Below are 21,789 nucleotides of genomic sequence, written 5' to 3'. Positions count from 1 at the left end.
ATGAGAGCGCGCGGCCTGATTCCGCAAGGGATCGAAGATATCGATGCGAGAGCGCTCGCGGAAATCCGTCAGTTCGAGACCTTGTCCGGCGCCAGAAATTCATTCTCGTACTTGGCAAGGTAGTAGGCGCTGATGCTGCCCGCGCCATAATAGTGTGATACTGAAAGCTGTCTCTTCCAGCGCGCCAGAAGTTGTGGCTCGGGACTCCTCGGGCATCGGGAGGCAAGATCGAGCACTTCTTCTGCGACGGCCTGGATCTCGTCCGACGTGTTGTTCTGCGGCTGAGCTCCGCTGCGGCTCAGAACACCGGCATCGAACAGGCGCCAGCGCCACGGACTGGAGGTGAGCTGCGCCTGGGTCAGGATGGTTCCGTTGGCAAGACGCACCGGCTTCAGTGCGAAGCGGACGTCACTGCTCCACAACTGCTGGTCCGTCGTGATGCAGTTCAGCAGCGCGGTTGGAATGCCCAGACTGATCGCGGCGTTCGTCAGCCCGGAGGTGGTGCCGATGAACATCCGGGCGTTCCGAATGAGACAAATGTCCATCAGTTCGGAGCGGAATGGGCTGAGCGGATAGTCGATCGCGCGCTCGAGGCATGGCAGCGCCGGCGAGTTCGGACCGCCGAGCCTGATGACCCAGCCGCCCCTGGACGTGATCGCGCGGATTGCGTCGAGATACGTTCCGATCGGCGAATTGCGATGGGTCTGGCCGGTGCCGTCCGTCTCTGAATAGTGGGAAGCATCACGCGTATGCAGGCATACATACCAATCGTCCGGCTTCATCCCCCAGGCTTTGCGCATCCGCCAGAAATCGTGCTGCACCTGCAGCTTTGCCCCATAGATCCGATCATACTCGTCTCGCAACGGATGGCCCCGGCCTTCCAGCTCCCACTGCGTGATTGCAAGCGCGCCGGCCTCCTGCCACGGCACCACCTCACCGTTCGGCAGCCGAAAGACGTTGAAGTTCATGCCGTACCAGCGCTGCAGGGATAGCAATTCTTCGCCCACGGCTTCGGAGACCGTCTCCCCGATGACGACGATATCGGCAAATCTCTCGAACAGCCGGATGAACGGCTTGTTGGCGACAAGGTTCAAACGCACGACCATCAGTGGCTTTCCGGACCACCACCCCAGCTCGCGCATTCGAAACAGGATGTCGAGCATCCCGAGATGACCGATCTGGGTCGACCACTCCTCGGGTAGGATCCGCAATTGATCCAGGGGAATGTTCAGCCTGCCAAGCAGATGGCTGACCTCTGCCGAGACGGCCGGGGATCCTTGGCCGCGCAAATCTTCCTGCGCGGCGAGCGCGCGAGTGAACAATCCAATCCCGAGATCACCCCGGCCGACGTGAGTGACTCGCTGGCCGGCGAAATTACAGAGATCATGTAGCCTGCCCGCCGCACCGCAGGCGAAGTCGAGCGGGTTGGGCTGGTAACTCAGCGCCGGGCGCGAAGCCATGTTTTGATGCGGACGCATGTAGCCGGGGAAGCCGCGGCATGCAATCGACATGCTTTCAATCGCGCCGGCCTCATCCCCCGCGATGATATCGAGCACCCCCTTGAAGAAAGCGAGATGACACTCCGCTTCCGATTCCGCTCGCAGAGGCCGCCGCGATGCCAGCCAATGCGCCTTGTCGAACTCGCCGACTTCGAACAGCGACCGGATCATCATGTTGGTCAGCGCGGGCGAATATTTGACGAGCCCATCCTGAACGATGAGATCATAGGCTTCGCGATCAGCACCGATCCGAAGCAGAAGTTCCGCGACCTCGACCGGAAAGTACCACCCGAGCCGTCCAGAGAATTGCTGGCCCGGATTCTTCGCCCGCAATGCAGCCACATGGACCTGATAGGCCCTTTCGAGCAGACGCCGCCCGCGAAGTTGCCCGATCTCCGAAAACAGCAGGATCAAAAAGGCCAGGCGAGGCGGCAGCAAACCCAGAATCCGGCCTGCCGCTGCGATGAGGGCGCGCGCCGCACGCTGCGGCTGGAGCAAAGTCAATTCTCGAAGGCGTGCAATTCCGGCCAGCAGGTCGCGTTGCCTGGGCGGCGGCTGGAACATACCGGATCTGCGCATCGGACTCAGCACACTTAGTGAAGCCTTGAAACGCTGCATCGGCCAACCGTCCTCCGCCTCCTTGAACCCCTCAAACCCATTCGCGGTTCCACGGATGCATGGGAACAATCCAGATCGAGGAAGGCGATCACGCAGGACGTCCAAGACGCCCGAATCATAGCCACACGCGTAGGCGGCATCTCGGTCTGACCGTCAAGTCAACCCGCGACTGATGCTCGCAATGATCCCATGCAGCCACTGGGTGATCGGCAACAACCCCGACTTATCGACAACGAACAGAATTGTGGACCACAGCGCCAGCTGCTCAAGCACAATCCGTCCCAGTCCGACCGCAAGGAAAACGAAAGCCGTCAGCCCCGCCAGTAAGGAGTAGAGGAATCCGGCGCCGAGCGCGAGAAAAATACAGAAGTAGACCGTGCTCACACAGACGATCCGCAGGATCGTCCGGAGCGTCAGAAACATGTTTTTCACGCACGTGCCCCCTCTTGCCAATCCCAAATCGCATGGCGGAGCAACAGCCGCCAAGAGCCCCTGAGCATCGCATGTAGCATCTCGCCGTGACGACCAGGCAAATTGATCAGGAAGGTTCGCAGCTTTCTGACCAGTTCGACGATGAATACATCCGGGCGCGATTCCGAATCTGGTATCCAGAAAACGACCGCAATAGCAAGCTCCGGCACGGAGTTTGCCAATAGCTAAGCATCCGCGAGCCAGGCATCCGCGACCGTTGGCCCCTCGCGCATCTGTTGCAAGCTGAACATTTTACGTTGTATTGTTCGCAACTGCACTGCTATTGCGGCTCCTTCCGAATGGCAATATCCCTTCGCGGTCCAGCCGAACCAATGCCCACCAGATCCTCGTTCGGCTGCCGGTTATGCGGCCAGCCGATCACGACGCAGCCTCTCACGCTCGGCGTCCTCCCCGTCTGCAACCGCTTCACGCGTGACGGCCGCGTCGATCACTCGTCGGCGCTCGACGTCGTCGAATGCGAAGCTTGCCAACTTGTTCAGCTCCGTGAGTCTCCGCCTCCCGAGATCGTTGCTCCGGCGGTGCCGTGGATCAGATATCGCGAACCGGAAGGCCACCTCGATGCGTTGGTCGAACGACTCGTCTCGTTCAGACCCCTTGCGGGGCGCGCGCTGGGCACAGGCCCCTTCGAGCAGCCGCTTCTCACCCGCCTGGCTCGGCGAGGTCTGCAGATCGAGTCGCTCGATCTGGAGGAGAAGGGTTGCGGAGGGCGCTATCCCTATCTTGAAACCTGGCAGGCCCGCCTCAACGCGGCGGATCTCGCAGCTCCAGCCGCCTCGCTCGGAACATTCGACATCGTCTCCTGCCGCTATCTCATCGAGCACACGTCAGCCCCTGTCGATGCCTTGCAGGCTCTCAAGACCCTGCTTTCGCCCCAAGGCCTTCTGCTGATCGAGGTCCCCGACAGCAGCAAATTCCTCGCGGCGCGCGACTACTGTTTCCTATGGGAAGAGCACAGCTGCTATTTCGTCGAGGAAACGCTGCGCCGTCTGGCCGAGGAGAGCGGCTATCGCGTGCTGGCCCTGCTACGCTATCCGGGGGCCCTGGAGGATGCGCTGGCGGCCGTCCTGACCCCCGCGGGCAGTCCTCCGGCAGCGGTCTCACCGCGGCGGGGATCTTCCAGCCTGTTCCAAGCCTATCGTGACGATTTTGCTCCCACCCGGGCGCGGTTGCGCGGGAAACTGACGACCCTCGCCGGGCCGGACGGGGATCGAATCGCTCTGTTCGGCATCGGACATCACGCCATCATGTTCGCCAACGCCTTCGGCGTGGCCGACATGTTCGCGCTTGCCGTCGATGACGACCCCGACAAAGCGGGCTTTTTTCCACCGGGTTTCGCCGTCCCCGTGGTAGGATCGGATCGCCTGCTGGCTGATGGGCAGATCACCACCTGCCTGTTTGCCGTGGCACCTCACATCGAAGGCAAGGTGCGCGAGAAGCTCGCTCCCCTCGCTGCGCGGGGCGTGGAATTCCGCTCGATCTACGCCGCGCTCGACAACGCAATCACGAAGGACCTCGCTCCATGAGCCTCGTTCAAAAATCACCCGAGGTATTCCTGGCCGAGGGCCCCATTTCATCGGTGGGCGCGGCCGAGATCAACACCCTGAAGGCCGCGGTGAAGGCCAGCCCGAAGCGGCGGGCCCGCATCAACGCCCATCCGGACGGCGATGACAGCCTGCATGAAATGATCATCGCGATCGATTCCAGCTCCTACATCCGTCCGCACAAGCACCCCGGCAAGAGCGAGGCGTTCCACATCATCGAGGGCGAGGTCGATATCGTGGTGTTCGACGATGACGGCCAGATCGAGCGTGTCGTCGAATTGGGGCCGCCGGGCGGTGCGCGCCCCTTCTACTATCGCATGTCGAATGCATTCTTTCACACCCTGATCATCCGCAGCGACCTGCTGATCGTGCACGAGATCACCAACGGCCCGTTCCGCCCCGGCGCCAGCGTGTTCGCCAACTTCGCGCCCGAGGACAGCGACGCCGCCGGGGCCGAGGCCTATCAGGCCGATCTCGTCCGGCGTGTCGCCGCACGGCAGGGCGTTGCCGCATGACCAGCCATGCCGTCGTGGTCGGCGGCACCCGCGGCCTCGGCCGCGTGGTCGTCGAACGCTTCCTGGCGCGCGGCTGCGCCGTCAGCGTCGTGTCGCGGCAGCGCCCGGCCGATTTTCCCGATCAGCCCGGCTTGAAGCATTTTTCCGCCGATCTCGAGCGCAGCGAGAGCTTTGCCGGGCTCTGGGGTGAGATCGCCGAGGCCAACGGCCCGGTCCGCTACCTCGTCCTGAGCCAGCGCTTTCGCGGCCAGGGCGATCCCTGGGCCGGGGAAATCCAGGTCGGCCTGACCGCCTCGCGCGACCTGATCGAGGGCTTTTCCGGCCATTTCGCTGACGATGGCGACCGCGCCATCGGCGTGGTCAGCTCGGTCTATGCCGAATTCGTCGGCAGTTCGCAGCCGGTCGGCTACCATGTCGTGAAGGGCGGCCTCAACGCCATGGTCCGGCATTACGCCGCGACGCTCGGCCGGCGCGGCATCCGCGTCAACGCGATCATGCCGCTGACCTATCTGAAGCGCGAATCGCGCATCTTCTATGAGCAGAACGAGAAGCTGATGGAGACCTACCGCAAGCTGGTCCCGCTGGGCCGGCTCGGGACGGCCGAGGAATGCGCCGACGCCCTCGACTTCCTCTGCAGCCCGCGCGCTTCGTTCATCAACGGGCAGAGCCTGTTTCTGGATGGCGGAGTGTCCACAGTCTGGCAAGAAGAGGTCGCCAAGAGCTTCGCCGGCCTGTAAAACCCGCCGCAAATTCCTCTTCGGCCGACCGTCCCGCCTGCGGGATCGCCAACCCAGGATCGACACCTCATGCAGCACGTCAAGCACAAGACCGATTGCCGCCTTTGCGGCTCGACCTCGCTCGATCACGTGCTGCCGATCAGGCCTTCGGCGATCGGCGACGCGTTCGTGACGGCGGACCGGCTGGGCGAGAAGCAGGACCTCTACCCGCTCGACTGCTATCTTTGCCTCGACTGCGGCCATCTGCAGAATCTCGACGTCGTCGATCCCGACATCCTGTTCCGCGACTACACCTACCGCACCTCGGTCTCGCTCGGCCTCGTCGAGCATTTCAAGCGCTATGCGCAATCGGTGGTGTCCTCGCTCGCCATCCCCAAGGGCAGCCTGGTCGCCGAGATGGGCAGCAATGACGGCTCGCTGCTCAAGGCGTTCAAGAACGAGGGCATGCGCGTGCAGGGCATCGACCCCGCCCGCGACATCGCGGCGACCGCCACCAAGGAAGGCGTGCCGACGATCCCGGATTTCTTCACCAGCGCGCTGGCGGCCCGCATCAAGTCGGAGCAGGGCGAAGCCAAGCTGTTCTGCGCCAACAACGTGTTTGCGCATATCGACAACATGTCCGACGTCGTGAAGGGCATCCGCCTCCTGCTCGCCGACGACGGCGCCTTCGTGTTCGAGGTCTCCTACATCGTCGACATGATCGACAACATGGTGTTCGACACGATCTACCACGAGCACGTCTCGCATCACGCGCTGATCCCGCTCGAGACCTTCCTGAACCGGCACGACATGACGCTGTTCCACGTCGAACGCACCGGCACCAAGGGCGGCTCGATCCGCGCCTTTGCGCAGCCGAAATCGACCGGCAAGCGCCCGCGCTCGGCGGAGCTGTCGACGCTGATCGCCGAGGAGGAACGGCGCGGCGTCACCAAGCCGCAGATCTACCGTGACTGGTTCGTCGCCATCGAGAACTGCAAGCGCCGGGTGCTCGCTACTCTCGACGAGGCCATCGCCGCGGGCAAGCTGGTCGCGGCCTACGGCGCCTCGACCACCACCACCACCCTGCTCTACCATTTCGAGCTGGAGAACCGGATCAAGTTCATCGTCGACGACAACCAGCTCAAGCACGGCCGCTTCAGCCCGGGCGCCCACATCCCCGTGCTGCCCTCCAGCGAGCTCGCGACGCGAAAGCCCGACATCGTCGTCGTCCTCGCCTGGATCTATGCGGACCCGATCCTGAAGCGCAACCAGGCCTACCTGGACGCAGGCGGTCGATTCCTGGTGCCGCTGCCGGAGCCGCGGATCGTCGACGCCTCGGGCTCGGTCGCGATCTGAGCCGCGGCGGCGGCCTGAGCTGACCGGTTGACAGTGCCCTCGTAACATGGTCCAGCAAGCCCCGGCGATGGGCCGCCGGCGTGGCGGGGGTCCAACCGCATTCAGCTGGTAAGACAAACACTTACGGCTCTCGCGAGGTACAAGGATGACCACCCTGACCGATGGACAGGTCGAGCGGTTCGTGGTTGCGGATCGGCGTCGCATCTCCTGGGCGCGCTGCCGCGAGGACATCGCGCCTTTCATCACCCGTCACGTCACCTGGCGCGCGCTCGCTGCCGGTGACATCCGATCGAAATACCGCCGCACCATGCTGGGCCCGTGGTGGATCACGGCCACCAACGCGATCACCGCCCTGATCATGGGCACGGTGGCTGGCCGCTTCCTCGGCGCCGACATGAAGACCTACCTGCCCCACTTCATGGTCAGCATGACCATCTGGAGCTTCATCTCGTCCTCGCTCAGCGAGGCCTGCTACACGATGATCAATGCAGGCGGCATGATCAAAGCCGTCGACATGCCGATCCTGATCCATGTCATGCGCATGGTTCAGCGCAACCTGATCATCTTCCTGCACAACATCGCGGTGATCCCGTTCATCTGGCTCGTCTATCCATGGTCGGTCGGGTTCGGAATGGTCCTCGCCATCCTCGGCCTGATGATCGTCTACGTCTTCGTCGTCAGCGCCTCGGTGATCGTCTCGATGATCTGCGTGCGCTATCGCGACGTGCCGCCCGTCATGGCGGCGGTGCTGCAGCTCCTGTTCTTCATCTCTCCGATCATCTGGGAACCGTCGAGTATCCGCGGCGGCGAGCTCATCGTCACGCTCAATCCGATCGCCTATCTCTTGTCGGTCACGCGCGGTCCGCTGATGGGCGACGTTCCCGGCCTTGCGACCTGGGCCGGTGCCATTGGATCGGTCGCGGTCCTGACCGCCGCCATGATCTATATCTACACGCGCTATCGGTCGCGCGTCGTGTATTGGGCCTGACATCATGGCCGGGAGCTCTGGATCCGCCTCGAATGACTCTCATTGAAGCCAAGCAAATCGGCATCGAATTTCCGGTCGCGCCGCCGAACGCACGATCATTCCGGCATCTGGCCATCAAGGCGGCCTCGCGCGTCGGCGGCCGGGTCTCGAAGAGCGACGGCTCGTTCCAGTTCGTCCAGGCGCTCGATGACATCAGCTTCACCCTGAAGCAGGGCGACCGGCTCGGCCTGATCGGCCACAACGGCGCCGGCAAGACCACGCTGATCCGCGTGCTCGCCGGCATCTACGAGCCGACGCGCGGCTCGCTGCGGACCGTAGGGCGTAACGTTCCGATGTTCGACATCGGTCTCGGCATGGACGAAGAGGCCTCGGGCTACGAGAACATTCGCACCCGCGGCCTCATCCTCGGGCTCTCGCCCGAGGAGATCGAGCAGCGCGTGCCCGAGATCGCCGAATTTGCCGAGCTCGGCGACTATCTGGAACTGCCGATCCGGACCTATTCCTCGGGCATGCTGCTGCGTCTCGTGTTCTCGATCGCAGCCTCGATTCACGGCGACATCATCCTGATGGACGAGTGGATCGCGGTCGGTGACGCGCAGTTCCGCAAGAAGACTCACGGCCGGCTGCAGGACATCACGATGCGCTCGGGAATCGTCGTGCTCGCCACCCATGATCATGGCCTGCTGCGCGACACCTGCAATCTCGGGCTCTATCTCGATGGCGGCCGCGTGCGGGCCTTCGGCGCCCTGGACGACGTTCTGAAAGAGCTGCCCAAGGTTTGAGCGGCCGGGCTCGACAGCATGCGGCAGGAAGCTCGCTGAACCATGACCACGACGCCCGCCCGCGCTGCCTCCCCGACCGTCACGCTGGTCGTCCCGAACTTCAACCACGCCCACTACCTGCCCGAGTCGCTCGGCAGCATCGCGAACCAAACCCGCGCCCCCGACCGCGTCATCATCATCGATGACTGCTCGACGGATGACAGCATCGCGGTCATTTCACGCTTCGTGGCGGAACGGCCGAGCTGGCGACTGATCCGCCACGAGACCAACCAGGGTGTCGTGCGCGGTCAGAACGAGGCCCTGGCGATCGCGGACACCGAATGGATCGGTTTTCTCGGGGCCGACGATGCGCTGCATCCGGCTTATCTCGAAAAGGCGATGGCGCAGGCGACCACCCATCCCGAAGCCGGTCTGGTCTTCGCCTGCTGCGAGATCATCGGCCCTCAGGGACCGTCCGCAAAACGGATGCTGCGGCCGGTGATGCTGCCGGCTTCCGCATCGGCGATGCTGACGCCGGCCGACGTTCGCCACGCGCTGCGTTTTGGCGACAACTACTTTTCGGGCACCACCTCGCTCTACCGCCGCACGGCCTTGCAGGCGCTCGGCGGATTCGACGTCAAGCTCGGCTCGTTCTCGGACGCGTTTCTCGCCCGGCGGCTGGCATTGACCTATGGCTGCTGCTTCATCGCCGAGGCGCTCGGCTACTGGCGCATTCACGGCCAGAACTATTCGACGGCGACCGCAACCGATCCGGCTTCGCTCAACGCCAAGCTCGCGGAGATCGGCGCGCTGATTGCGCAAAGCAGGCTGTTCCCAAAGGGGTATGAGGATGTGTTCGCCCGGCGCAATCGCTTCGGCGCCGCGCGGATGGTACTGGGCGGCGATACGGCAGCGTCGGCCAAGGCTGCGCGCGTATCCGCCTTGCTCGACGGCAATGCGCTCGATACGCACCTGCTTGGGCTGATGTTGAGCCTCGGCTCAAGCGGCCGCCTTGCTGCGCTGGCTTGGATCACCTTGCGGACGCGGCCGATGTCGCTGTCTCGCCTGCTCGCCCAGACCGCCACCCGGCGGGCGATCTTGTCCGCCACGCACGGCTATCGCGCGTCATGACGGTCCGCGCCCCCTTCGGCTCTCTCCGGCGCCGCCTCGGTGCGAAGGCGGCGCCTGCGCCGATCCGCGCGACGCCGACGGCGCAACCATCGCCGCAGGCGCCGCGCAGCCGCTGGTCGCCGCGGACGTGGCTGACGGCATCCGCATTTCGTCTCTATGCGTTCCTGAGCGCGCGGCGCCGGCAATTGCTGCCGCTGACCACTCGCGCCGCGAACATCGTCGACAGCAGGCTCATCGTTGCGCCGGCCGGGGCGACGCTGCTCCGGCTGATGGACCGGCAACTGGCAAGGGGATCGCGCCTTGGCCGTTTGCTGGCGCTGACGACCTCGACCACGTTGGCCGCCGCCGCGCAGGTTCATCTGGCCGCCAGCCGCAAGCCGAGCGCGCTGCGTGCGGTGCGGATCTTGAACCTGATCTTCCGCAGCAACGTGCGTGCGCGAGCCGGTGTGGGCGCGCAGGCCTATTTCACCACGCTGGCGCTGTGCAGCGCCTATGACCGGATCGTGCGCGACGTGCCACGGCCCGAGACGATCGACAGCTTCGCGATCAATTTCGCGGTCGGCGTCGCCCACATGTATCGCGGCAATCTGCCGGTCGCGGCCCATTTCCTGACAGCGGCTGCGGCCTCCGGCGACGGCAACGCGCTGCGCAAGCTCGGCGCCGTCCACGCCTTGGCCGGCGACCACGTCCAGGCCGCCGCTTGCTTCGAGGCGTCGGTCGCACGCGATCCCCGCTCGGTGATGGCGCACCAGAACTATGCCGGCGGCTATGATCCGTCGACCTACACGCCGAGCGCCTGGGAGCTGGAGCATGCCGGCGAGCTCCTGATCTACGACAATCTGATCCAGCTCGGCGAGAACTTCTATCACCAGGGCCGTTACGACGACACGTTCCGCTGCTATCAGGCCGCGCTCGACCATCAGGACGCCTTGGCGGCCAAATGGTCGATTCCCGGCGCGCTGATCGATCGGATTGCCGGCGCCAGCAGCATCTTCGATCCCGCGCTCCCGGTCCGGCTGCTCGGCTACGAATGGGTGACGCTGATCGGCCACATCGGCTTCATCGACTGCCATTTGCGCATGGCCGCGCTCGGCATGCTGCCGCGCGCCAACTACGTCCTGCTTGCTCCGGCGAGCAAGGTGGTCAACCAACCGTTCCTCAGGCTGTTCGCGCCGCATGTCACGATCGTCGAGGACCCTGCTCTCGTCGACGACCTGCTGCCCTATCAGCGGCTGGTCGGCGACCAGTTCATCGCCGTCCGCGGCCAGGACGGTCTGGCCGAGCCATGGGCCCACGCGGCGTCGCGCGCGCAGGTCGCCTGGGCCGAACAGCGGCGGCTGCCGATCGTGAAGGTCCCATCGGAGCTGATGGACACCGGGGCTGCCAGGCTGCGCGCCGCAGGTGTCACCGCGGACTGGTTCGTCGCGATGCACATCCGCGAGGGCGGCTATCATGGCGACGGACCAGGCACCACGCGCCAGCATCGCTCCGCCAATGTCGGCGACTACCTGGACGCCATCGCCGCAATCACCTCACGCGGCGGCGCCGTGGTCAGGCTCGGCGATCGCAGCATGACGCCGCTGCGCGGCATGGCCGGCGTGTTCGACTACGCGCACAGCGACATCAAATCGGCGGAGATGGACCTCTATCTCTGCGCCGCAGCTCGTCTATTCGTCGGCACGACATCGGGCCTGACCACGGCCGTGCAGGCGCTGGGAACGCCGATGCTGCTGGTCAACTGCATCTCCAACGACTGCCAGTTCTGGCATGACCGCACCGACTTCACCGTGCGGCCGGTCTATGACCGGCGTGGACGGCGCTACCTCTCGCTGCGAGAGACCTACCGCCAGCCGCTGCAGGCGCTGCTGATCGACACCGCCGTGCTGGCCCGTCACGGGCTCGAAATCCACCCCAATACCGCACAGGACATCACGGCAGCCGTCCGCTACAAGCTCGATTGCCTGGACGGAACCGGCAGATCCCTGCGTGAGGGCGGCCCGCAGCTTGATCGCTATCGCGCAGCGCTCAGCAGCAACCCCTACAATTTTGGTGCTGCGCTACCGGTCCCCGCGTTCCTGGACCGTCTGCCCGAGCTGCTGCACTGAACGCGTAACCCGGCCTCGGTTCGATCAACGCCCGCGACGGCCATAGCGGGTCGTTTTCCAGTGCTTCGGGGCTCCCGTTAACCTCCGAGCAAGATCGATGCCCTGTAACTTGGGATGGTCGCGATTCGGCTCGGCAGCGCGTCGATACGGTCGAGCCATGCGCCGCTCATGCGATTAGCCGGAACTGAGGCAATGCCCGGAGTGTCCACCTTACAGTCGGTCACGACCTCACCTCCGTACGACGCGGGGGTCCCTCCGCCGTCGAATCCCGTGGAGCTGCCCGACGAGGCGGTCCAGGCCCAGCTCGCGCAGGGCGACTTCGGCGGGATCGGCGCGGTCACCGCGGTGAGCGCCGGCGGACTGACAATCAATCTGCTGTTCGACACGGCGGCGATGAATGCACCGGCGAGCTTTCGCGCCGGCATTCAGCAGGCCGCCGCGATCCTCACCTCGATGATCTCGGATCATATCACCGTCAACATCAAGATCGACTATAGCGGCGTCGGCGGCGGCGCGGCGGCCGGTCCTGACGGCGGCCAGTGGATGAGCTATTCGAGCGTCAGGTCCAACCTGATCAACTATGCCAGCCCAGGCGATACCACCTTCAATGCCCTGCCGGCGGGATCCAGCATCCAGGGACAGTCCTACGTCGCGGTGTGGAATTCGCAGCTGAAGCTGTGGGGCGGCCTCGGCGCCAACGATGCCACCACCGACGACGGCAGCGCGACGTTCGCCACCGATATCAATTCGAGCCTGCTGGTCGGCGTGGCCCTGCATGAGCTCACGCATGCGTTCGGCCGCGTCCCCTACGGTCCGCAGCCGGACATTTTCGACTTCTATCGTTTTTCGAGCCCAGGCGCGCGCCTGATGACCGGCGGCGCCACGGCGTCGACCGCGTATTTCTCCCTCGACGGCGGCTATACCAAGCTCGCCGATTACGGCCAGTCGTCCGACCCGAGCGATTTCCTGAACAGCGGCGTGCAGGGCGGCAACGATCCGTTCAACGAGTTCTACACCTACAGCACGCTGCAGACGCTGACGGCGGTGGATCTCAAGCAGCTCGATGCACTCGGGTTTCACCTGACCGGCTCGTCCGGCACGGTGATCCAGACGAACGGCGACACCAGCCTGACGTTGGTGGGAAACCGCTATTATCTCATCAGCAGGACGACCGGAACCGGCCCTGAAATGAAGTACGGGGGCACGCCCGTCACGGTCGGTGAATTCGGCAGCGTCGCGCCGGTAGGCGCCATCAAGACGGGCTCCGGATACAACATCGCTTGGCAGGTCGCAGGTACGAATCAGTTCACCTTCACGACCGCCGACAATAACGGGAACTACACGTCGAACATTTCCGGCATCGTCTCGGGAAATAGTTTGACTTCTGAACTCCAGGAAACAACCTTCGGGCAGGATTTCAACCACGACGGGTCCGTCGGAGTCACTGCGTCGCTTGTCCACGCCAACGGCGACACGAGTCTGCTCCAGATCGCCGACCAATATTTCATGTACGTCAACGGCTCGGGTCCATCGATCAAGATTGGCGGTGCCCCCGTCGTTGTTGGCCAGTTGGGAAATGCCGCCCCGATCGGCGCGATTCACACCTCGTCCGGCTACGACATCGTCTGGAAGGATTCGACCACCGGCCAGTTCACCTTCACTGCTGCTGACGGCAACGGCAACTACACGTCCAATCTCAGCGGATGGGTGTCCGGGAGTAGCGCGACGGCGATGTCCGAAGAAATCGTCTTCGGTCAGGATTTCAGCGGCGACGGCACGATCGGGCCGGTCGCTACGGTCATCCAGGTCGACGGATCGACCAGCCTGGTCCAGGTCGGCAACAACTACGGACTCTACACTGCCGGCTCTGGCCCGACGATCAAGATCGGCGGCGCGCCGGTGGTCGTCGGCCAGCTCGGCAACACGACCCCGATCGGCGCCATCCAGGTCGGGTCCGGTTACGATATTGCCTGGAAGGATGCGACGACCGGCGAGTTCACCTTCACTGCTGCCGACGGCAACGGCAACTACACATCCAACCTCAGCGGATGGGTGTCGGGAACGAGCGCGACGGCCAAAACATTCGAAACGACCTTTCACCAGGACTTCAATAGCGACGGTGTGATCGGCATATCCGCACCAATCGTCATTCAGACCGATGGATCGACCAGCTTGGTCCAGATCGACAACAATTATGGTCTCTACACCGGTGGGTCCGGCCCGACGATCAAGATCGGCGGCGCGCCGGTGGTCGTCGGCCAACTCGGCAACACGATTCCGATCGGCGCTATTCAGATCGGATCGGGCTACGACATTGCCTGGAAAGATCCGACCACCGGTCAATTCACCTTCACAACCGCAGATGGAGATGGTAATTACAAGGCGAACCTCAGCGGGTGGGTATCAGGGACAAGTACGACGGCTGAGAACCTCGAAACGTTATTCCATCAGGACTTCAACGGCGACGGCACGATCGGTGTTCCCTCCTCCAACAGCCCGCTGCTGGCAGCTCCACAATCGGCAACGCCTGCCGGCGGTCAGAACCTGACAGCGTCGGCGGATTTCAGCGGCAATCTCATCGGATTCGGTAGCACCGCCGCTCAGATCGATCTCAAGAGCATCGCATTCACATCGCTTCAGATGCATTTCGACGAGACGAGCGGAATGCTGTCGCTGGGCGACGGGTCCAACAGCGCGTCGCTGCACTTCGTCGGCCCATTGTCGCAGGACAGCTTTCACTTCGCAGCGGACGGCCAGGGCGGCACTCTGATCTCCGGGACCTCGATCTCCGGCGCGGCATCCTCATCGGTGTCGCTGCAGGGACACGACACCTTCGTGTTCGCCGAGCATTTCGGTCAGGTGAACATCGCCGACTTTGCGGTCGGCACCGACAAGATCGTGTTCAGCCAGAGCATCTTCGCGGACCCGTCCACGCTGCAGGCCGCCATCCATGACGACGCCGCGGGCAACGCCGTCATCACCGATCCGGCACTCGACACCATCACGATTCAGCACGTGTCGACGGCCGAGCTGCTGTCTCATCTGTCGAGCTTCCATCTGGTCTGAGACCGGCGGCATTCGAGGCGTCGTCTCCGCCGTTCGGGGGGCGAAGGGTGCCCGGCGGGCGGTTTCCGCCCGCCGCAGGACAGATAACGGCTCGCGCGAGGGCCGCTCTTGCCCTATACGGCGCTTCGACCATCCTACACCGTGAGTTTGATGCCCCCGCCCCGCTCCGCTTCGCCGCGCCGCCTGCTCTACGTGGCCAACGAGGATTATGCCTTCCTGATGCATCGCCTGCCGATGGCGCGCGCGGCGCGCGAGGCCGGCTACGAGGTGCATGTCGCCACCAACGTCAATGCCGGCGCCGCCGCGATCGCCGCCGAGCGGTTCGTGCTGCATCCGATCCCATTCCAACGCGGCGGGCTGTCGCCGTCATCAGCCCTGCCCACGATCCGCGCGATCCGCGCCGTCGAGGCTGCGATCAGCCCCGACGTGGTGCATCATTCCGGATTGCAGTCGAGCGTGCTCGGCTCGCTCGCCGCGCTTGGACGCACCACTCCGGTCGTCAACGCCATGACCGGCCTCGGCTATGTGTTCACATCGGCGAGCTGGCGCTCGCGTCTGCTCAAGCAGGGCCTGCTGTGGCTGCTGCCGCAGCTCATGAACCGGACACCGAGCTGCGTGCTGGTCCAGAATCCCGACGATCGCGAGGCGCTTCAAGCCATGGGCGTCCGGGGCGACAAGATCACGCTGATCCCGGGCTCGGGCGTCGACACCGACCGCTTCCAGCCGCTGCCAGAACCGGACGGGCCGATCACCTTCGGCTTCGCAGGACGGCTGCTGACCGACAAGGGCGTCCGCGCCCTGGTCGCTGCGCACCGCATGCTGCGCCAGCAGGGCCGCGACGACCAGTTGCTGATCGCCGGCTCGCCTGATCCGGCCAATCCTGCCTCGGTCTCGGCCGAGGAGGTCGAGGCCTGGCGGAAGGAACCCGGCATCACCCTGCTCGGCCAGATCAAGGACATCACCGAGCTCTGGCGCCGCTGCCACGTGGCCGTGCTGCCGTCGCATCGCGAAGGACTTCCGGTCAGCCTGCTGGAGGCCGCCGCCTGCGCCCGGCCGCTGATCTCCACCAATGCACCCGGCTGCCGCGAGATTGCGATCCACGACCAGACCGGACTCGCCGTGCCGGTCGAGGATGCGGCGGCGCTCGCGCAGGCGATGGCGCAGCTGGCGGCGTCGCCCGAGATGCGCGCACGTTATGGCGCGGCGGCCCGTCAACTGGTCGAGGACAAGCTCTCGGCCAGGATCATTGGCCGTTCGGTGGTGGCGCTCTATGATCGCCTCACCTCGGCCGCAGAGGTCCGCGGATGATCGCCGATCCCACCGCGGTCCTTGCCGCCATCGCCGTGCTCGCGGCCGCGATGTGCGCCATCCTGATCGTGCTGTTGCGTCCAGTGCTCCAACGCTACGCGCTGGCGCGGCCAAATGCGCGCTCGTCGCACAAGATCCCGACGCCGCAGGGGGCCGGCATTGCCGTGATCGGCGCCACGATCGTTGTCGGCGGCGCGTTCGCCTCCGTGGCCGGTTTCGCGCCGCTGCTGATGCTGTTCATCGCCGTGCCGATGCTGGCGCTGGTCGGCCTGATCGACGACATCAGGCCGATCCCGGTACTGCCGCGCCTGGTCCTGCAGGGATTGGCCGTCGGCCTCGTCGTATTCACCGCGCCTGACGATCTCAGGCTGTTTCCGATCCCGCTGGCGGTCGAGCGCACGCTGCTGCTGATCGCCGGCCTGTGGTTCGTCAACCTCGTCAACTTCATGGACGGGCTCGATTTGATGACCGTGGCCGAGGCGGTGCCGATCACGGCGACGCTCGTCCTGTTTGGCCTCTCCGGTGAACTGCCCTGGCCGGCGACCGCCATCGCTGCGGCGCTGGGTGGCGCCATGCTCGGCTTTGCGCCCTTCAACCGTCCCGTCGCAAAGGTCTTTCTCGGTGATGTCGGCAGCCTGCCGATCGGGCTGCTGCTCGGCTGGGGCCTGCTCCATCTTGCCTGGCAGGGCTACGTCGCAGCGGCGCTGCTGCTGCCGCTGTATTATCTGATCGATGCCACTTTCACCCTGTTGCGGCGGATGGCACGGCGCGAGCCGTTCTGGGCGGCGCACCGCACGCATTTCTATCAACAGGCCACCGATAACGGCTTCACCGTCTCGCGCGTCGTCAGCGAGGTGTTCATCCTCAATGTCGTGCTTGCGACGCTCGCAGCCATCTCGGTCGCGCAGCGTTCCATGACGGCCGACGCCATCCTGCTCGTCTTCGGTCTCGGCGCCGTCACCTGGGTGCTGAGCCGCTTCTCGCGGCGGCGCCATTGAAGACTCAGGCCGCGCTCGAGCCGAATTCCGGCACCGCATCCTTCAGCACCGACTTGATGGTCACCGGATCATTGCGCGCGATCGCCTGATCGAGCGCCGCGATCCAGGCCTTCAGCGTCGGCATCGGCGGCTCGTTCGGGTTGGCGGCCATGATGCCGGCGACACCGATCTCGACCGGCGGCTCCTCGCTCGCAAACAGGATCTCGTTGAGGCGCTCGCCGGGCCGGATGCCCGTGAACACGATCTCGACGTCGTAGCCCGGCTGCAGGCCGGACAGGCGAATCATGCGTTCGGCCAGTTCGACGATACGGACCGGCTGGCCCATGTTCAGCACATAGACCGAGACGTCCGGGCGCTGCGGCGCCAGCGCATGCGAGGCCGCAGTGATCACGAGATCGCAGGCCTCGCGGATGGTCATGAAATAGCGCACCATGTCCGGGTGTGTCACCGTGACAGGACCGCCCGCCTCGATCTGGGCCTTGAACTTCGGCACCACCGAGCCGTTCGACGCCAAAACGTTGCCGAAGCGCACCGAGATCAGCCGCATCGGCGGCCGTCCCGTCGGCCGGTCGGCGAGCTGGCGATCGAGCGCCTGGCAGTACATTTCGGCGAAGCGCTTGGTGAGGCCGAGCATCGACACCGGCTCGATCGCCTTGTCGGTCGAGATCATCACCATGGCCTCGGCCCCTGAGGCCACCGCGGCATCGGCCACGTTGATCGAGCCGAAGATGTTGGTCTTGACGCCCTCGCTCCAGTCGCGCTCGAGGATCGGCACATGCTTCAGGGCGGCGGCATGGAAGACCAGATCCGGCTTGAACTCGCCGATCAGCGCGAACACCCGGTCGCGATCGCGGATGTCGGCGATGCGCCCCTCGACGGCGACGGCAGCCTCGGGATCGGCCGCGAGCACCTCGGTGATCGCGTAGAGCGCCGGCTCGGAATTCTCCAGAATGAGCAGCCGCGCCGCGCCGAATGCCACGACGCGCTGGCAGATCTCGGCCCCGATCGAGCCGCCGCCGCCGGTGACGACCACCGCCTTGCCACGCACCAGCGCTTCGAGACGTCCGTAATCGATCTTCTCGCTCGGCCGCAGCAGGAGGTCCTCGACCGCGACCGGCGCGAGCCTCGGCGCATCGCCGCTCTCCAGCGACGGCAGGCGGCTCACGATCAGGCGCAACCGGCGCGCCCGCATCAGGAAGGTTTCCGGATGACAGTCCGGATCGAACGCCGTCGGCATCATCAGGGCGCGCGCGATCGGCCGGTCGCGGCGGGCGAAGTCGGCCGCGACATCCTCGACATCGTCGATGCCGCCCAGCACCGGCACGCCGCGGATCAACTGCCCCCGGTCGGCGGCCGATGGCGAGAGAATGCCGATCGGCCAGATCCGCTTGACCGCGCCGCTCTCGATGCCGCGCAGCACGACCTCGGCGTCGGCAGCACGGCCGATCAGGAGCGCGGGGGCAGCGTCCTCGGACCGCGCGTGCCGTCGCACCCGCGTGTAGCGGAAGTAGCGATAGGCGAAACGCAGCGCGCTCAGCGCAAAGATCTCCAGGAACCAGTAGAGAATGATCGTGAGCTTGCCGAAGAAGAAGGTGCCGCGGACGTTCGGCGCAACGATGATGTAGTCGAGAACCAGCAGCGCCAGCGTCAGCACGGTCGCGACTCGGACGATGTTCAGCGCGTCCGGCAGCGAGATGAACCGCCACTTCGTCGTCAGAAGGCTCGAGAAGTAGAAGACGACGAAGCTGAAGGCGATGAAGTACGGCAGGATCTGCAAGAGCAGCGGCACCCGCTCCCAGAAGGTGCTGGCGCCTTCGAAGCGGATATAGAACGCCGCGAACAGCGCGACGACGCTGACCAGGAGGTCATGCGCGGCGATCAGCATATTCCGGTAGGTCAGTTGAGACGGACGCGTCATGGTTCGAGCGTCCCCTGCCCAGCATCAGGCGGCGTCCGCGATCGCCACACCATTCCGCCGGCCACGCCGACGCCGATCACGTACATCCACCCCTCGTGGAAATCGAAGATGTGGGAATTGAACAGCGAGGTGAAGATGTTCTGCACGACGACGAGCAGCCCGATCCAGGGCACCAGCCCGTCGCCGCGGAACAACAGAAGGTGCACGGCCCACATCGCGTAGAGAATCACGATCCCGAGCGCCCCCCATTGGACCGCCACGTAGAGCGTCTGATTGTGCGGATTGCTGACGACCTGGCTCGAGGAGAGGTCGCGCGACCCGCTCGCGGCCAGCTCGAACAGATGACGCGTCGAGCCCGAGCCGTGCCCGATCAGCGGCGCGTCGGCCAGGAACCGCAACGACTTGCGCCAGAACTCGAGCCGCTCGCCGATCGACGTCACCGCGCGATCGTTCCTGTAGTCCTGATATTGGCTCGTGAACGTCGCCACCTTGCCCTGCAATTGCGGGGACACGGTCCATGCCGCGAGGCCCAGCGCAAGGGCAACGGCCGCGATCAGCAGGTTGGCACGCCATTTCAGGTGGATCAGCCCGAACACCGCAAGCAGGATCGGGATCGTCACCAGCGCGGTACGCGAGACAACGATGAAGATCATGTTGGCGAGGAACGCGATCATGATCGCAGTGAGCAGGCCGGCCGGAAGGAAGCGGCGGGCGCGCAGCAACTGGGCGATCGGATAGGCCAGCGCCACGGCGCAGAGCGAGAACTCCTGGCCCTGGTCGATGTAGTTCTTCACGAAGATGCCGCGATCGGCATTGGCCTTGAGCGCGAGCGCAGGATTGAACGCGACCGCGGTCGACACCACGACCATCAGCACGCAGGAGGCGAGAAACGCGGTGAAGACCCACAGGCCGCGCTCCGACCGCTGGAAATGGTAGAGCAGCGCGGGCAGCACCAGAAGCTTGGCCGCAGGTCCCACCGCGTAGAACCGCGCGCCCCATGCGACGTCCGACCACAGCGTTCCCACCAGCGCCAGCAGGAACAGCGCGATCGGCGCCAGCGCGATCGGCCGCTTCAGGACCTGCAGCAGACGCTCGACATCGAGAAACGGCACCATCGTGATCAGCATGACGACGCCGAGGATCGACACCAGCGAGGTCGACCACGGCAGCGAGGCCGCCAGCAGAATCGCCACGACATCGACCGTCGTCCGCCACGCCGCCGGATCGCGCCAGCGGCGCGCCAGCAGCGCCGGGCCGGGATGACCTGCCAGCGCGCTCATCGCGCCTCGCTCCGGGCGCGATCGACCAGCGCGGTCGTGCTGTGCCCTTTCAGGATGTCGATCAGGATCACCTCGCCGCCGCCGGCCTCGACGACCTCATGCCCCACCACCTGCTCGCGCGTATAGTCGCCGCCCTTGACCAGGACGCTCGGCCGGACCAGCTCGATCAAGCGGAGCGGCGTGTCCTCGGCGAAGATGGCGACGAGGTCCACCGCCTCGAGCGCGGCCAGGACCTCGGCGCGCGCGCGCTCGTCCTGCACGGGCCGGCTTTCGCCCTTCAGCCGCTTGACGGAGGCATCGCTGTTCAGCCCGACCACGAGCCGGTCGCAGGCGGCGCGCGCCGCGGTCAGCACCTTGACGTGGCCGGGATGCAGAATGTCGAAGCAGCCATTGGTAAAGCCCACGCGCAGGCCCTCTCCCCGCCAGACCTCGACGCGGGCGGCGAGCTCGTCATCGCTCTCGATGATCTTCTCCTCAGCGGCACGATAGGCATGCGGCAGGATCTTTCGGCGCAGCTCGGCCGATGTCACGCTGGCGGTGCCGTGCTTGCTGACGGCCACCGCCGCCGCGGCGCTCGCCATCCGCAACGCATCCGCCCAGGCGGCGCCGGCCGCGAGCGTCGCGGCAAGCACCGCAACAACCGTGTCGCCGGCGCCGGAGACGTCGCGCACCTTCACGGGATAGGCCGGCACGTGAATCGGATCGCCCTCGCGCGGGACCAGCGTCATGCCGCGCTCGCTCTGCGTCACCAGGATCGCCTCGCAGTCCGCGAGATAGATCGCGTCCTGCGCGGCCGCGGCGATCTCCTGTTCGGTCTCGGCGCGGCTGCGGGTCGCTTCCGAAAACTCCTTGCGGTTCGGCGTCAGCACGCTCGCGCCGCGATAGATCGCGAGATTCGCGCTCTTGGGATCGACGATGACGCGCTTGCCGGCCTTGCGCGTCGCGTCGATCACGTTGCGCAACACGCGCGCCGTGAGCACGCCCTTGGCGTAGTCCGACAGCAGCACGATATCGGCCCGCGCGATCAGCGGCAGGATGGCCTCGATCAGCTTCTGCTCGATCTCGCCGGCCGCCGGTGCGGCGCGCTCCCAGTCGGCGCGGAGCATGTGGGTGGAGAAATGCTCGGAGACGAAGCGCACCTTGCGCGTCGTCGGCCGCGAAGGATCACGGACAAGCACGCTCTCGATGCCGCCCTCCTTGGCGAGCTCGGCCTCCAGCTGGTCGCCGACCGCATCCTGCCCGACGAGACCGACGAAGATGCAGCGGGCGCCGAGCGCGGCGATGTTGCGCGCGACGTTGCCGGCACCGCCGATATTGGTCTCGCTTCGCTGGACCGCGATGACCGGCGCCGGCGCCTCGGGGGAAATCCGCGACACCTCGCCATAGACGAACTCGTCCAGCATCAGGTCGCCGATGCACAGCACCGTCTGGCGGGCGATCGCTTGCGAGAGATCGTCAAAGTCGAACATCAGCGGCAGTCTCGGTGCAATGGTCGGA

16 protein-coding genes are annotated in these 21,789 nt (G+C 65.3%); 11 read left to right on the top strand and 5 right to left on the bottom strand.

Annotation, left to right across the window (positions count from 1 at the left end; translation table 11 throughout):
- Window positions 1-68 precede the first annotated feature (68 nt).
- Together QW861_RS08605 and QW861_RS08600 are read right to left on the bottom strand one after the other, a co-directional pair.
- A complete protein-coding gene (locus QW861_RS08605) occupies window positions 69-2,117 on the bottom strand; it encodes a TIGR04372 family glycosyltransferase (protein WP_316172940.1) in 2,049 nt (682 codons plus the stop codon).
- A 153-nt stretch (window positions 2,118-2,270) separates the two neighbouring features.
- Complete coding sequence (locus QW861_RS08600; protein WP_316192917.1) at window positions 2,271-2,540, bottom strand: hypothetical protein; 270 nt, start codon at window positions 2,538-2,540, stop codon at window positions 2,271-2,273.
- Between the two features lie 380 nt (window positions 2,541-2,920).
- Here QW861_RS08600 and QW861_RS08595 point away from each other — a divergent pair, with 380 nt between their 5' ends.
- The 11 genes from QW861_RS08595 (at window position 2,921) to QW861_RS08545 (ending at window position 17,094) form a co-directional block, all read left to right on the top strand.
- On the top strand, window positions 2,921-4,132 hold the full coding sequence (locus QW861_RS08595) for a methyltransferase domain-containing protein (RefSeq protein WP_315753253.1): 1,212 nt from the start codon (window positions 2,921-2,923) through the stop codon (window positions 4,130-4,132).
- Complete coding sequence (locus QW861_RS08590; protein ID WP_315753255.1) at window positions 4,129-4,665, top strand: WbuC family cupin fold metalloprotein; 537 nt, start codon at window positions 4,129-4,131, stop codon at window positions 4,663-4,665. The genes QW861_RS08595 and QW861_RS08590 overlap by 4 nt, the downstream gene beginning before the upstream one ends.
- Window positions 4,662-5,402, top strand: coding sequence for an SDR family oxidoreductase (locus tag QW861_RS08585; protein ID WP_315712830.1), 741 nt, complete (start codon window positions 4,662-4,664; stop codon window positions 5,400-5,402). The genes QW861_RS08590 and QW861_RS08585 overlap by 4 nt, the downstream gene beginning before the upstream one ends.
- Before the next feature lie 69 nt (window positions 5,403-5,471).
- On the top strand, window positions 5,472-6,737 hold the full coding sequence (locus QW861_RS08580) for a class I SAM-dependent methyltransferase (RefSeq protein ID WP_315753257.1): 1,266 nt from the start codon (window positions 5,472-5,474) through the stop codon (window positions 6,735-6,737).
- Between the two features lie 145 nt (window positions 6,738-6,882).
- Window positions 6,883-7,725: an ABC transporter permease gene (locus QW861_RS08575; RefSeq protein WP_315712833.1), complete on the top strand. Its 843-nt coding sequence runs from the start codon at window positions 6,883-6,885 to the stop codon at window positions 7,723-7,725.
- Window positions 7,726-7,757: 32 nt separating this feature from the next.
- Window positions 7,758-8,507, top strand: a complete 750-nt coding sequence (locus QW861_RS08570) for an ABC transporter ATP-binding protein (protein WP_315712834.1) — start codon at window positions 7,758-7,760, stop codon at window positions 8,505-8,507.
- A 42-nt stretch (window positions 8,508-8,549) separates the two neighbouring features.
- Complete coding sequence (locus QW861_RS08565) at window positions 8,550-9,617, top strand: glycosyltransferase family A protein (RefSeq protein ID WP_315753259.1); 1,068 nt, start codon at window positions 8,550-8,552, stop codon at window positions 9,615-9,617.
- A complete protein-coding gene (locus tag QW861_RS08560; protein ID WP_315753261.1) occupies window positions 9,614-11,722 on the top strand; it encodes a TIGR04372 family glycosyltransferase in 2,109 nt (702 codons plus the stop codon). Before QW861_RS08565 ends, QW861_RS08560 begins: the two co-directional genes overlap by 4 nt.
- 192 nt (window positions 11,723-11,914) lie before the next feature.
- Window positions 11,915-14,788 (top strand): NF038122 family metalloprotease, encoded by a 2,874-nt coding sequence (locus QW861_RS08555; protein WP_409998675.1) that lies wholly within the window; start codon window positions 11,915-11,917, stop codon window positions 14,786-14,788.
- Between the two features lie 150 nt (window positions 14,789-14,938).
- A complete protein-coding gene (locus QW861_RS08550) occupies window positions 14,939-16,096 on the top strand; it encodes a glycosyltransferase family 4 protein (protein WP_315753265.1) in 1,158 nt (385 codons plus the stop codon).
- On the top strand, window positions 16,093-17,094 hold the full coding sequence (locus QW861_RS08545; protein ID WP_315753267.1) for a glycosyl transferase: 1,002 nt from the start codon (window positions 16,093-16,095) through the stop codon (window positions 17,092-17,094). Before QW861_RS08550 ends, QW861_RS08545 begins: the two co-directional genes overlap by 4 nt.
- 4 nt (window positions 17,095-17,098) lie before the next feature.
- Here the strand turns inward: QW861_RS08545 and QW861_RS08540 are convergent, their stop codons facing one another.
- The 3 genes from QW861_RS08540 to rfaE1 are packed head-to-tail and all read right to left on the bottom strand — an operon-like array spanning window position 17,099 to window position 21,761.
- The gene (locus QW861_RS08540) at window positions 17,099-19,012 is read right to left on the bottom strand and encodes a nucleoside-diphosphate sugar epimerase/dehydratase (RefSeq protein WP_315753268.1); all 1,914 of its coding nucleotides are present in this window, start codon (window positions 19,010-19,012) and stop codon (window positions 17,099-17,101) included.
- Window positions 19,009-20,292, bottom strand: a complete 1,284-nt coding sequence (locus QW861_RS08535) for an O-antigen ligase family protein (RefSeq protein ID WP_315753270.1) — start codon at window positions 20,290-20,292, stop codon at window positions 19,009-19,011. The genes QW861_RS08540 and QW861_RS08535 overlap by 4 nt, the downstream gene beginning before the upstream one ends.
- Window positions 20,289-21,761, bottom strand: coding sequence for a D-glycero-beta-D-manno-heptose-7-phosphate kinase (gene rfaE1 / locus QW861_RS08530; protein WP_315753272.1), 1,473 nt, complete (start codon window positions 21,759-21,761; stop codon window positions 20,289-20,291). Before rfaE1 ends, QW861_RS08535 begins: the two co-directional genes overlap by 4 nt.
- Window positions 21,762-21,789 lie beyond the last annotated feature (28 nt).

The sequence above is a fragment of the Bradyrhizobium sp. SZCCHNRI1029 genome, from assembly GCF_032487555.1.
Classification (GTDB): domain Bacteria; phylum Pseudomonadota; class Alphaproteobacteria; order Rhizobiales; family Xanthobacteraceae; genus Bradyrhizobium.
Note: the sequence above shows the minus strand (reverse complement) of the source record. Positions and strands in the feature narration are given on the sequence as shown.